11 protein-coding genes are annotated in these 13,078 nt (G+C 56.6%); 5 read left to right on the top strand and 6 right to left on the bottom strand.

The features are described from left to right. Positions 1-52 precede the first annotated feature (52 nt). Positions 53-469, top strand: coding sequence for a hypothetical protein (locus V7Q49_RS08615; protein ID WP_333850318.1), 417 nt, complete (start codon positions 53-55; stop codon positions 467-469). A gap of 32 nt (positions 470-501) precedes the next feature. On the opposite strand, the gene V7Q49_RS08610 is transcribed toward V7Q49_RS08615, so the two are convergent. Beyond that, a complete protein-coding gene (locus V7Q49_RS08610; protein ID WP_333850317.1) occupies positions 502-1,323 on the bottom strand; it encodes a helix-turn-helix domain-containing protein in 822 nt (273 codons plus the stop codon). A gap of 198 nt (positions 1,324-1,521) precedes the next feature. On the opposite strand from V7Q49_RS08610, the gene V7Q49_RS08605 reads away from it, so the two are divergent. The 3 genes from V7Q49_RS08605 to V7Q49_RS08595 are packed head-to-tail and all read left to right on the top strand — an operon-like array spanning position 1,522 to position 6,083. After that, positions 1,522-3,087 carry an alpha-L-rhamnosidase-related protein gene (locus tag V7Q49_RS08605; RefSeq protein WP_333850316.1) on the top strand — a complete coding sequence of 522 codons (1,566 nt, stop codon included), beginning with the start codon at positions 1,522-1,524 and terminating at the stop codon, positions 3,085-3,087. Between the two features lie 24 nt (positions 3,088-3,111). Then, positions 3,112-4,491 carry a glycoside-pentoside-hexuronide (GPH):cation symporter gene (locus tag V7Q49_RS08600; protein WP_333850314.1) on the top strand — a complete coding sequence of 460 codons (1,380 nt, stop codon included), beginning with the start codon at positions 3,112-3,114 and terminating at the stop codon, positions 4,489-4,491. A gap of 29 nt (positions 4,492-4,520) precedes the next feature. Further along, entirely contained in the window at positions 4,521-6,083 is a 1,563-nt protein-coding gene (locus tag V7Q49_RS08595; protein WP_333850312.1) for a carbohydrate porin, read from the top strand. Positions 6,084-6,167: 84 nt separating this feature from the next. On the opposite strand, the gene infA is transcribed toward V7Q49_RS08595, so the two are convergent. From infA to trxB, 5 genes are all read right to left on the bottom strand, one after another. Continuing rightward, positions 6,168-6,386, bottom strand: coding sequence for a translation initiation factor IF-1 (gene infA, locus V7Q49_RS08590; RefSeq protein WP_001040187.1), 219 nt, complete (start codon positions 6,384-6,386; stop codon positions 6,168-6,170). A 286-nt stretch (positions 6,387-6,672) separates the two neighbouring features. After that, positions 6,673-7,377, bottom strand: a complete 705-nt coding sequence (aat, locus tag V7Q49_RS08580) for a leucyl/phenylalanyl-tRNA--protein transferase (RefSeq protein ID WP_333850304.1) — start codon at positions 7,375-7,377, stop codon at positions 6,673-6,675. A 47-nt stretch (positions 7,378-7,424) separates the two neighbouring features. Beyond that, positions 7,425-9,146 (bottom strand): heme ABC transporter ATP-binding protein/permease CydC, encoded by a 1,722-nt coding sequence (cydC, locus tag V7Q49_RS08575; RefSeq protein ID WP_333850302.1) that lies wholly within the window; start codon positions 9,144-9,146, stop codon positions 7,425-7,427. Then, positions 9,146-10,912, bottom strand: a complete 1,767-nt coding sequence (gene cydD / locus V7Q49_RS08570) for a heme ABC transporter permease/ATP-binding protein CydD (RefSeq protein WP_333850300.1) — start codon at positions 10,910-10,912, stop codon at positions 9,146-9,148. Before cydD ends, cydC begins: the two co-directional genes overlap by 1 nt. A 113-nt stretch (positions 10,913-11,025) precedes the next feature. Next, a complete protein-coding gene (gene trxB, locus V7Q49_RS08565) occupies positions 11,026-11,994 on the bottom strand; it encodes a thioredoxin-disulfide reductase (RefSeq protein WP_333850298.1) in 969 nt (322 codons plus the stop codon). Positions 11,995-12,543: 549 nt separating this feature from the next. Between trxB and lrp the strand changes: the two genes are divergently transcribed. After that, positions 12,544-13,038: a leucine-responsive transcriptional regulator Lrp gene (gene lrp, locus V7Q49_RS08560; RefSeq protein ID WP_000228469.1), complete on the top strand. Its 495-nt coding sequence runs from the start codon at positions 12,544-12,546 to the stop codon at positions 13,036-13,038. Positions 13,039-13,078 lie beyond the last annotated feature (40 nt).

Raw genomic sequence — 13,078 nt, 5'->3', positions numbered from 1 at the left:
GAATCTGGCGTTTCCTGCGGTGGTAAATTCAATGTGTGTGAAGGAATTACCTATGAATACAGAAAATCATATCCCCCAGCTTTACAGCGAACTCGAACTCAGCACCCCCGATCTCTCCACGCTTGCCGCGCGCTGCAACCTGCTCACCGAAATCCTGGTCGATTGCAATTCGCTGCCGCAAACGCAGCCCGTCTGCCGCTGCCTTGCGGCCTACCTGGATGTATTCAAAAGTGAGCTGGAAAAATCGATGAGCGATTTTCGCGTGCTGGATGAAACGGAGATCCCGCCCTCACACAAGCAGGAGTGGCTACTGGACAGCACCGAAGCCCAGTGCGATTACTGCCGGGCGTTAAACCATGTGCTGCTGGTCTCGCATTTCGACCGCGATATGCTGCCGCATTTGACCGGCCTGCTGCACGAGATCAGCCATGCGATGCTGGCCGATATGACCGTGGTGCATGTTCACTAAGTCGTCACCTGAGCCTGGCGAGACCGGGCGCATTAACCGGCCATTTCAGACCTTTTGCGCTCTTCGCTCGGGGTAACCGCAAAGACCTTTTTATACAGGGTGCTGAAATGGCTGCTGTTAGCGAAACCGCACAGAAAGGCGATCTCGGTAATGGTCATGTCGGTTTCACGGACTTTGACCCGGGCGGAGACCAGCCGCAGGTGCTTAATATAATTTTCCGGCGTCATGCCTGTCGCGGCTTTAATATGGCGGAATGCCGTGCGCGGGGTTAAATGAAACTGCTTAGCCAGATCGTTCCATTCATACTCCTCAAAGCAGTTTTCCTGGAGGTGATTGAGCAGCTTATGCAACTTATAGCGGGTGTTGTTGTGGTTAACATCCGACTGCGCCTGTAGCAGCGTATTCACCAGCTGGAAAAAGAGCGACTCCCGCTGTTCAACCTGCAGCGGCTGGGCACTGAATATTTTATCGATCAGGGAATGGCACTGCATGCGGATCTCCGGTGCCAGCCAGGTGTAGCAGCTGGCATCCCGCACCGAGAAGCGTTGCAGCAGGGATCCGGTGTGCTGTAAAAATACAAATTCAGCCACAGGGTTTATCAGGATATTAATCAGCTTGAGTGTACCCAGCTCATCATAAAAATGGTGGTCGCCACGCTGGACGTAAAAAATATCCCCTTGCTGAATATAGAGAGGGCGTCCGTTAATAATATGCAGGCCATGTCCTTGCTCAACAATAACCAGTTCATCAAATTCATGACAATGTTCGCAGCTGTTATCTTCCGGATCGCTTTTATAAAGGGCGAGTTTATCGTCTGTGGATTTAAAATAATGCGCAATGGTTAAGGTGTTCATAAATTATCCTGCAACGTGAAAAGCTGCGAGCACGATAATTGATTTACCCCTGCTTAAGAAGCCCTGTTTTTCAAAATGTGAACATCCTCAGGGTGACCTCACTGGCACTGCCAACCTGCGTCGGGGGTTGGCAATCTGAGAGTGGCTTTCAACGCCTCATCACCTCTATTCTGCCTGAAATCTTACAGAGGGCGCAGTATGTCTCAGGCACTTCAGCAACATCACAATCTCACCATGTATCGCGACGAGCAGCTCCTGGCCACCGCCAGCGCATTGATGCCAACACTCTATTCGCAGGCGATCTCACCCGTCAGCGCGATCGATACCGTTCCCGACAGTCATGCCCTCCACGGCTGGCGTGCGGAAAAGGTGGCCGATGCCAGCACCTGGCTGGAGCAATCTTTCTCACCCGGAGATACATTTATTCTGGATTTTGGCACCCACGGCGTTGGCTGGTTAAATTTCAGCTGCGAAACCGCGGGTAGCCCGCCGGATGCCCCCGCCCATCTGGAGTTTATTTTTGGCGAAACGCTGTGCGAAATGGCAGAGCCCTTCAGCGATTATCAGGGATGGTTAAGCAGCAGCTGGTTGCAACAACACCATGAATATATTGACGTCCTGCCCGCGAATATTACCCTCGCGCGCCGCTACTGTTTTCGTTATCTGAAGGTGCGCGTTGTGGCGCTTTCACCTAAATATCAGCTGCGGTTCAACCATATCACGCTAAATAGCGTCAGCTCGGCGCCAGACGAATATCCCCCCTGCAACGCCACGGATCCGCAGCTGCGAAAGATTGATGAAGTGGCGGTCAGAACCCTGCGCAACTGTATGCAGGAGGTGTTTGAGGACGGGCCGAAGCGGGATCGCCGGTTATGGCTGGGTGACCTCCGGTTACAGGCCCTGGTGAATGATGTCACTTTTGCCAATCACGATCTGGTGCGCCGCTGTCTGTATCTGTTCGCCGGTCATCGCCGGGAGGACGGGATGGTCTCAGCCAATATCTTCGTCCGCCCCGAGGTGATGGCGGATGATACCTTCCTGTTTGATTATTCGCTCTTTTTTGTCGATACGCTCTACAACTACCTGCAGGCGACCGGGGATATGTCTACTGCCCGCGAGCTGTGGCCGATTGCCTTGCGTCAGGTCGAGCTGGCGTTAGCGCGTTGCGAAGCGGGCCTGGTCACAGACAGTGATGACTGGTGGTCATTCATCGACTGGCACGATCGGCTTAACAAGCAGGCAGCCTCCCAGGGCGTGCTGATCTACTGCATCGACAAAGCCGGGCGGCTGGCGGAAGTCTGCGCCCCTGAACAGGTTGCTTTCCTGCACGATCAACTGACGTTGGTGAAACGTGCCGCGTATCAACTCTGGGACGAAGCGAGCGGCTTTTACCTCAGCGGTTCAGCGCGCCAGATCAGCGCCGCCTCGCAAATCTGGCTGGTGCTGGCCGACGTGGGCGATGCGGCGCATCAGCAAAAGGTGATGACGAATTTACTTCAGTCGCCGCCGTCCATCGGCATGAATACCCCCTATCTGCGCCACCACTTTATTGCCGCGCTGCTGAAATGCGGCTTGCGTGAGCGTGCCGTGGCCGAGATTAAAGCCTACTGGGGGGCGATGGTGGATGACGGTGCGGACACCTTCTGGGAATTATTTGATCCGCAAAGACCTGACTTCTCCCCGTATGGCAGTAAGCTCATCAACAGTTACTGCCATGCCTGGAGCTGTACCCCGGCCTGGTTTATCCGCCAGTTCGGCCTCTGATAACACAACAATAAAGTGAACAAAATGGCTAAAACCTTCTTTACCCTATGGCGGCAACGGTTAGGTTACGGGATTGCCGATCTCTCCTGTAACCTGGTCTGGCAGTTAATCTCGCTGTACCTGATGTTCTTCTATACCGATGTGATGAACCTCCCGGCCTACTGGGTGGGGATCATGTTCCTGGTCACGCGGCTGGTGGACGGCGTGGCGGATGTGTTGATGGGTCTGATGATCGACAACACCACCACCCGCTGGGGGCGTTGCCGCCCGTGGCTGTTGTTTGGCGCGATACCCTTCGGTCTGATGTGCATTCTGGCGTTTTATGTGCCCGATTTTGGCACCACCGGGAAACTGGTGTATGCCTTTATCACCTATCTGTGCCTCTCGTTCCTCTATACCATCGTCAATATTCCCTTCTGCGCAATGCTGCCGTTCCTGACGGCGGATTCCCGGGAGCGCACCACCTTATCCGCTGTGCGCATTCTTCTTGGCTCGCTGGGATCCACCATTGTGGCGGTCGCCACGCTGCCGCTGGTCGGGGCGTTAGGGCAGGGTAATCAGGCGCAGGGTTTCCTTTATACCGCCGTGGTGTTCGGGGTGATCGCTACCTTCTTCCTGCTGATTAGCTTCCGCAATGTGGAGGAGAAGATCAGCATTACCCAGGAGCGCATGACGCTGAAACGGGCCTGGACCGGCCTGAAAGCCAATACCCCATGGAAGGTGTTCGCCCTGAATATCTTTCTGATGTGGGGGGCGTTCTTCTTCCAGACGGGGGCGCTGGTCTATTTCTTCCACTATTACGTGGGCAGCAGCGAACTGACCGCGCTGGTGGCCGGGATCTCCTCCTTTGTGCCGCTGCTCGGGACGCTGACGGTACCCTTCCTCGCGGGATTAATGAAAAAACGCCATGTCTACCTGGTCGCCAGCACGGTTAACCTTGTCGGGATGGGGATCATGATGGTCGCCGGCGTCAACTACTGGGGGCTGGTCATCGGGGCTATCGTCCTGTCACTGGGTGCCGGTCAACGCACCGCAATCTACTTCTCCATGCAGGCCGATCCGGTGGATTATGGGGTCTGGAAAACCGGGATCAATACCGCAGGCATCCTGACCTCCATTAACGGCTTCCTCGGCAAGGTGGCGATGGCCGGGGCCGGGGCGATCACCGGTTTTCTGCTCTCCTCGGGCGGCTATGTGGCCAACGCGGTGCAAACCCCGTCAGCCCTGCTGGCCATCCAGGCCTGCTATCTGTGGATCCCTGCCGGGTTAATCGTGACGTCGATGATCTGGATCGGACGCTTCTACCGACTTGACGACAGCTTCGCGGCGATCCGCGCCGATCTTGATGCCGGGATCTACGCCCCGGACGGCGTGCCAGAACTCAAAAAATCCGCCGCTATTTAATCTGACCTCTTTCTGATAACAGGACATCTATGCGTATCTCTGTGATTAGCGCAGCGGTTTGCTGCGCCCTTTTTTCGCCCTCATATGTCTTTGCCGACGCGCAAACCGTGGAACAACGCCTGGCGCTGCTGGAGCAGCGCTTGAATAAGGCGGAACAACGTACAGCGGAGGCAGAACAGCGGGCCACGCAGGCGGAGGCGAAATTAGCCACCCTGAGCCAACAAACACAGGCCACCGAAAAGAAAGTGGAAACCGTCAGCCAGAAGCAGAAGCAAAATGCGCTCAGCGACGGGTTTGAATTTAATGCTTACGCCCGCTCCGGGTTACTGGTTAATAACCACGGCAAAGGGGCTCGCGGCGGCCCGGGCGTGTCACCGGCCAGCTCCCTGAATGGCGATGCGCACGTCGGTCGTCTGGGTAACGAGAAGGACAACTACATCGAGCTGAGTTTCGGCAAGCGCATGACCTTCGATGACGGCTCCTGGGCGCACTTCAAAACCATGATTGCCGATGGTGCGACCAACCCCGATCCCTGGGTGCAGGATAACGACAGCCACCACATCAACGTGCGCCAGATGTACGTCGAGATGGGCAACTTCGCCGAGTTTTCCGGGCCGGCGAAAAACGCTTATCTGTGGGCCGGGAAGCGTTTCGATCGCGACAACTTTGATATTCACTTTACCGACAGCGACATCATGTTCCTCGGCGGCACCGGGGCCGGGATCTACGACGTGCAGTGGACCAATAACCTGAAAGGTGACTACTCCCTGTATGGCCGCAATTTTGGTGACCTCGGCAGCGCATATTATGAAGACAATGACATTCAGAACCTGATGCTCACCGCCAACCACTTCTACGGTAACTGGCAGCTGATGCTCACCGGGATGACGGCTCAGGGCAACGACGACCTCAAGGATCACACCTCCTCGACGGGCAGCTATGCCCTGCGCAGCGACAACACCGCGCAAAACGGTTATTACGCGATGCTGGCTTATCACGACAAACAGCAGTTTTATGGCCTGACGAAGGGGGTATCGGAAACGGCGCTGCAGTTTGGCGGCGGGTTAGGGGCCGAAGCGCGCCAGCCGGGCAGCGACGGCGATCTCACGGATAATGCCACCTCTCTGCGCTTCGCCTCTTACGGCATTCTGCCGGTGGCGAAAAACTGGGAAATCGCGCCGTCGGTGATCGCCCAGCACAGCGAGGATCGTTACCGGGACGGGGATCGCTACGACTGGGCAACCTTTAACCTTCGCGCCTCACAGGCGCTGACGTCACATTTTGCCCTGCTGTATGAGGCGTCCTGGCAGTATATGGATCTGGATCCCAACGGGCGCACCTACCGGTCGGACGGGAACGTGAATCAGTACCAGGCGGTGAAGGGGGATTTTTACAAGCTGACCTTTGCCCCGACGTTCAAAGTGGGCAACGTGTTTGATATCAAGGCGCGTCCGGAGATCCGCCTGTTCGCTACATATATGAACTGGGATAAAGAACTGGATCGGTATGCTATTAACGACGACTTTGGCAGCGCAGGATTCGCGGCGGGCGGGACATGGAACTTTGGCGTGCAGACCGAAATCTGGTTTTAACGCCGCATAACAGCAAACAAAAAGGCCGGGATATCCCGGCCTTGATTATTCTTACTACACTACGCCATTCGCGGCGAAAAACTCTTAGCGACTACGGAAGACAATGCGGCCTTTGCTCAGGTCGTACGGGGTCAGCTCAACAGTCACTTTGTCGCCCGTCAGAATACGGATATAGTTCTTACGCATTTTACCGGAGATATGCGCGGTAACAACGTGACCGTTTTCCAGTTCTACGCGAAACATGGTGTTAGGCAACGTTTCAAGAACGGTACCCTGCATTTCAATATTGTCTTCTTTGGCCATCTAATCCTCTGGGGTATCACTACCAAGTTTTGAACCGGCAAGATAATGCCGAAATTCATCAATTAAGTAAAGATTTGCGCGTTTAAAACGCAGCAAAGCAGTTTCAGCGTATTACCCGGACGTCACGGTTCGACCGTACGAAAAGCGCATACGTAAAGGGGAGGTGGCAGGATAAACGATAGGGCGTTATCGGATGCGAACTATTCCCAAACGGCGGCGGGGCAACAGGCAGAACCTACTCTGCGGCAGAATTATAGCACCTTGAGGAAAAATATGCGGAAAACATTTATCTTTGAGGCGTAAATAACGTTCCGGGTACCCAGAAATTCTGCGGTAATTTCTGCATCCGCAGCGTCGACAGTTGATGCAGATATTCATGGCGTGAGATCTCAACCGCACCCAGCGAGGCGGTATGCTCATTTAGCACTTGGCAATCAATCAGCTGGCCGCCGCTGCGGGTAAAGCGTTCACAGAAAACCAGCAGGGCAGTTTTCGAGGCATTCACCGCGCGGCTGAACATCGACTCGCCGCAAAACAAGGTCCCCTGCGCTACGCCGTACATCCCGCCCACCAGCTCGTCTTTATCCCACACCTCAATCGAGTGGGCGTAACCCAGCTCGTGCAGGCGGTGATAGGCGGTAATGACCTCGGGGGTGATCCAGGTTCCTTCAAAACGATCGGCGGCGCAGCCTTCGATCACCTCACCAAACGCGTGATTAAGGGTGACGCGATAGGGGGAGTGGGCGTGAAAACGCTTCATGCTGCGGCTGAGATGAAACTGTGCCGGCCACAGAACGGCGCGAGGGTCGGGCGACCACCATAAGATCGGATCGCCGGGGGAAAACCACGGAAAAATCCCGCGCTGGTACGCCATTAATAAACGCGACGGGCTCAGATCGCCGCCGAGGGCCAGCAAACCATTAGGTTCACGCAGCGCCCCTTCCGGAGAAGGGAACGCAAGAGAATGACGAGAGAGCTGGACCAGGCGCATGACAACAAAACTCCAGTACGCGAAGTAGGGATCGGTTCAAATATAGACTACAGACGTTGTTTAAACTGGTAGTAGCGACCCTGTTTTGCTAACAGCTCTGCGTGACTACCTTGCTCAATAATCTGTCCGTTGTCCATCACAATAATTTGATCGAAATCCGCCAGTCCGCGCAGGCGGTGCGTCACCATCAGCACCGTTTTGCCCTGCATCTCTTTTTCGAGTAAATCAAGAATTTGCCGCTCAGTGGTGGCATCGAGACCCTCGGTGGGTTCGTCCAGCAGCATCAGCGGAGCATCGTGCAGCAGCGCGCGCGCAATCGCCAGGCGACGCAGCTCGCCGCCGGAGAGCTGACGACCGCCTTCACCGAGCCAGCTGTTCAGGCCCTCGTCGTCCAGCAGCTTGTGCAGGCCGACCTTTTCCAGCATCGCGCTTAACACATCATCGGCGGCACCGGGGGCGGCTAACAGCAGGTTATCGCGCAGGGTGGCGCTGAAAAGATGCACCCGCTGCGGCACCACGCTCACCGTTTTGCGCAGCGCAGGCTCGCTCATCGCTGTCAGCGGCGTATCGTTGAACAGGATCTGGCCCTGGGCCGGATCCCAGGCCCGGGTCAGCAGCTGTAGCAGCGTCGATTTCCCGCAGCCGGTGCGACCCAGCACCGCAACCTGTGATCCGGCCGGGATCGTCAGGTTAATGTGGTCCAGCGCCGGTTGCGCCTGGCCCTCGTAGGCAAAGCTGACATCCGCCAGGCGGAGAGCCAGCTGCTCAGGCACCTCGGACGCGGCGGTACTGAACTGCACTTCCGGCTGCTGGCCGGTGATCTGGGTGATACGCAGCGCGGAGGCCACCACCTGGCCCAGGTGCTGAAACGCACCGGTCACCGGGGCCAGCGCTTCAAACGCCGCCAGCGCACAGAAGACGAACAGCGCAATGAGCGGACCCGGCTGGGCGTTATCGCCCACGCCGCCGGAGGCCATCCACAGCATGGTCATCACCGCGAGTCCGCCGATCAACAGCATCAGCGCCTGCGACAGGGCCGTGAGCTCCGACTGCTTGCGCTGGGCTTCGTGCCAGTTCAGCTCGGTGTTTTCCATCTGGGCGCGGTAGCGTCGGCTGGCGCCAAAAATGGTCAACTCTGCCTGACCCTGCAGCCAGCCCGTCAGCTGCTGGCGATACTCTCCGCGCAGACGGGTCAGGTTTTCACCGGTCGGTTTCCCGGCGCGGTAAAACAGCGGCGGCAGCAGAAACAGCGTCAGGAGCATGATCCCGCCGAGGACCAGGGCGATGTTAACGTCCAGCAGGCACAGGCCGAGGGTGACGACCACAATTACCACCAGCGCCCCCACCAGTGGAGAGATAACGCGCAGGTAAAGATGATCGAGGGTATCAACATCCGCGACCACGCGGTTCAGCAGTTCGCCCTGGCGATAGCGCGCCAGACCGGCAGGGGAGAGAGGTAGCAGCTTGCTGAAAGTGGTGACGCGCAGGTGTTGCAGAACGCGGAAGGTGGCGTCATGGCTGACCAGACGCTCGAAGTAACGCCCGGCGGTGCGGGTGATGGCCGTGCCGCGCACCCCTGCGGCAGGCAGCATATAGTTAAAACTGTACAGCCCGGCGAACCCGGCAACCGCAGAAGCAGAGAGGAACCAGCCCGAGAGCGTTAACAGGCCGATACTGGCCAGCAGGGTGACGATCGCCAGCACCACGCCGAGGATCAGCATCCATTTGTGGCGCATGTAGAGCGCCAGATAAGGCAGTAAAGCACGCATCAGATGTCCTCCTGACGATTCGCCAGCAGGGCCGCAAATGGCCCCTGTGCCGCCGCGAGCGTGGCGTAATCGCCCTGCTCGACAAGCTGACCGTTTTCCATGACCCAGATCTGATCCCAGCGGGAGATGCCCTCCAGCTGGTGGGTGACCATCAGCGTGGTTTGCTGCTGCGAGGCGGCATCCAGGGCCAGCATCACGCGCTGTTCGCTGTGCGCATCCAGGCTGGCGGCGGGTTCATCCAGCAGTAAAAGCTGGCAGGGGTTAAGCAGGGCGCGGGCCACGGCGATGCGCTGCGCCTGACCGACGGAAAGCCCCGCCGACTGATCGCCCACGACCGTGTCCACGCCGTTCGGCAGGAGGGGCAGGAACTCACTGACCCAGGCGCGATCGAGCACCGACTGTAACTCTTCGTCACTGGCATCCGGGCGCGCCAGCAGCACGTTTTCACGCAGCGTGGCCGCCGGAAGCTGTGGGTTCTGGCCTACCCAGCTTAAATGGGTGCGCCATTCGTCAGGATCCAGCGCGGACAGCTCGGCCTGGTTGATGCGCAGCGATCCGCTGTAGGCCATAAAGCCGGATAAGGCATTCAGCAGCGAGCTTTTGCCCGAGCCGCTGGTGCCAACCAGCACCACGCGCTGGCCTGCCGCGAGGGTGAAGTTTAATGGCCCCGCCAGCACCTTGCCCTCCGGCGACAGCACGCAGAAATTCTCAGCTTCAATGCTGACCGGTTTGCTGGTGCTCAGGGTCACGTCGCCGCGCTGCGGATGGGCCAGCGGCGTTTCGAGGAAGGTTTTCAGGCTGTCGGCTGCGCCCACGGCCTGAGCCTTCGCATGATAGAAGGTGCCCAGATCGCGCAGCGGCTGGAAAAACTCCGGGGCCAGAATCAAGGCCAGGAAGCCTGCCGAGAGGGTTACGGCGGTGCCGTAGTGACCAAAGTCGAGGGCGCCCAGATAGGAGAAACCAAAATAGACGGCGACCAGCGCAATCGACAGGGAGGTAAAGAACTCCAGCACCCCGGAAGATAAGAACGCCAGGCGTAACACTTCCATGGTGCGCTGGCGGAAGTCCTGGGAGGCATGGCGAATGTTGTCAGTTTCGGCTTCACCGCGGCCAAAAATACGCAGGGTATCCATGCCGCGCAGGCGGTCAAGGAAGTGGCCGCTGAGGCGACCCAGCGCCAGGAAGTTGCGGCGGTTAGCATCCGCGGCCCCCATGCCGACCATCGCCATAAAGAGCGGGATCAGCGGAGCGGTGCCCAGCAGGATCAACGCCGCGACCCAGTTATACGGGAAGATCGCCAGCACAATCAGCAGGGGAACGAAGACGGCCAGCGCCATCTGCGGCAAATAGCGGGCGTAGTAGTCATGCATATCGTCGATTTGCTCGAGGATAAGCGTCGCCCAGCTGCCGGCGGGTTTGCCCTGGATCGAGGCGGGACCTGCTTCCTGCAGCCTGTCGAGCACCTGGCGGCGAATTTCATAGCGGATGTTCTGTCCGGCGTGAAAACCCACGCGCTCACGCAACCAGACGACCCAGGCACGCAGAATAAAGACCAGAATCAGCACAATGAAAGGCAGTAACAGGGCCTCGCGCGGAATGTTTTCCATGATCATATGGTTAAGAATGCGGGCCAGCAGCCATGCCTGGCCTACAATCAACACGCCGCTGATAAACCCTAAAAGACGGGAAATATTCAGCCAGCGGCGGGAAAGAACGCTTTGCTGTTTCAGCCAGCGTGTTAACTCTTGTTGACGGGTTTTTTCCATTGCGTGCTTTGCAGGTGATGTTATTAGGTATTGGGCACGGCAATGTTACAACGCAGAGACAATAAAGGCGACTTATCGCCGCCTTTTTTACGTTTGTTGCTGTTTTGTAAAAATTATTTACTCTGATCGGCCAGTCCGTCGAGATAACGTTCTGCATCCAGCGCCGCCATACAGCCGGTGCCGGCAGAGGTGATCGCCTGACGATAAATGTGGTCCATTACGTCGCCCGCAGCGAACACGCCCGGGATGCTGGTCTGGGTCGCATTGCCGTGGATCCCGGACTGCACTTTGATGTAGCCGTTCTCCAGCTCCAGCTGACCGTCGAAGATCGCGGTGTTCGGGCTGTGGCCGATGGCAACAAACAGACCCGCCACTTCCAGGGTTTCAACGTTGTCGGTGTTGTGTGTATCGCGGATACGCAGACCCGCCACGCCCATCTGATCGCCGGTCACTTCTTCCAGCGTGCGGTGGGTATGTAGCACGATGTTGCCGCTGGCCACTTTATCCATCAGACGTTTGATCAGGATTTTTTCCGCGCGGAAGGTATCACGGCGGTGAATGAGGTGCACTTCAGAGGCGATATTCGCCAGGTACAGCGCTTCTTCCACCGCGGTATTGCCGCCGCCGATGACCGCGACCTTCTGGTTGCGGTAGAAGAAACCGTCGCAGGTGGCGCAGGCGGACACGCCGCGGCCTTTGAAGGCTTCTTCAGACGGCAGACCCAGATAGCGGGCAGAGGCGCCGGTTGCAACGATCAGCGCATCGCAGGTGTATTCCGCGTTGTCACCGATCAGGCGGAACGGACGGTTCTGCAGATCGACCTTGTTGATGTGGTCAAAAATGATTTCGGTATCAAATTTGGCGGCATGCTCGTGCATGCGTTCCATCAGCAGCGGCCCGGTCAGGCCTTCAGGATCGCCTGGCCAGTTTTCTACTTCGGTGGTGGTGGTCAGCTGACCGCCTTTTTCCATGCCCGTAATCAGTACCGGTTGCAGGTTAGCGCGTGCAGCGTAGACCGCTGCGGTGTATCCCGCAGGTCCGGAACCAAGGATGAGAAGTTTACTGTGTTTGGCCGTGCCCATGAGATCCCCATTGTTGTTGGCAGACATTTTCACGGATTGTAGGGAATTTGCGGTCGTAAAAAAAGGGCGTAGCGATTTTGTTAACGATGTGTGTAATAGAAATCGCCAATCAACAGCGGAGCAGGGAAGGTGATTTTATAACAATAATCATGGTAAATCGCTCGAAACGACGGCGATAAAATGAGGATTAATCGCCGGTCGTAATGAATATCCGGCACGTTGTACTAAAAATCGATGTTTTGCTTTGACAATCCCCTGCGCTTTTGCGAAAACATTCAAGGAAGAAAAAAAACGGTCTTTGTGTAACGCATAGTCATGCACAAAATCACCATTTTTACCGGGTCAGCGAAATCTACGCATGGTGTGGACAGATGCCATTCGTGATGTTGATGGCCGCCTCTGGGCAACGGTCTTCATACCACATAACCCCAATCAAATCGCGCAAACTAAAAAACAGGCGATGCGATTAACCGCGGGGAAAGACTCTGAACAGTGAAGTGCACAGGGTCCTGGCAGGAGTTAGGGAAGGAATACAGAGAGACAATAATAATGGTAGATAGCAAGAAGCGCCCTGGCAAAGATCTCGACCGTATCGATCGTAACATTCTTAATGAATTGCAAAAGGATGGGCGTATTTCCAACGTCGAGCTTTCAAAACGTGTGGGACTTTCCCCGACGCCATGCCTTGAGCGTGTGCGCCGACTGGAAAGACAGGGTTTTATTCAGGGCTATACAGCGCTGCTGAACCCGCATTACCTGGATGCCTCACTTCTGGTATTTGTTGAGATTACTCTGAATCGTGGTGCGCCGGATGTGTTCGAGCAGTTCAATGCCGCCGTGCAAAAACTGGAAGAAATTCAAGAGTGTCATCTGGTTTCCGGTGATTTCGACTACCTGTTGAAAACCCGCGTACCTGATATGTCTGCGTACCGTAAGCTGCTGGGCGAAACCCTGCTGCGACTGCCTGGCGTGAACGACACCCGTACCTACGTGGTAATGGAAGAAGTCAAACAGAGCAATCGTCTGGTTATTAAGACGCGCTAACACGGAACAGGTGCATTATCAGCGTACTTTGATTACACTC

The organism is Leclercia sp., from assembly GCF_036780805.1.
Taxonomy (GTDB): Bacteria; Pseudomonadota; Gammaproteobacteria; order Enterobacterales; family Enterobacteriaceae; genus Enterobacter.
Note: the sequence above shows the minus strand (reverse complement) of the source record. Positions and strands in the feature narration are given on the sequence as shown.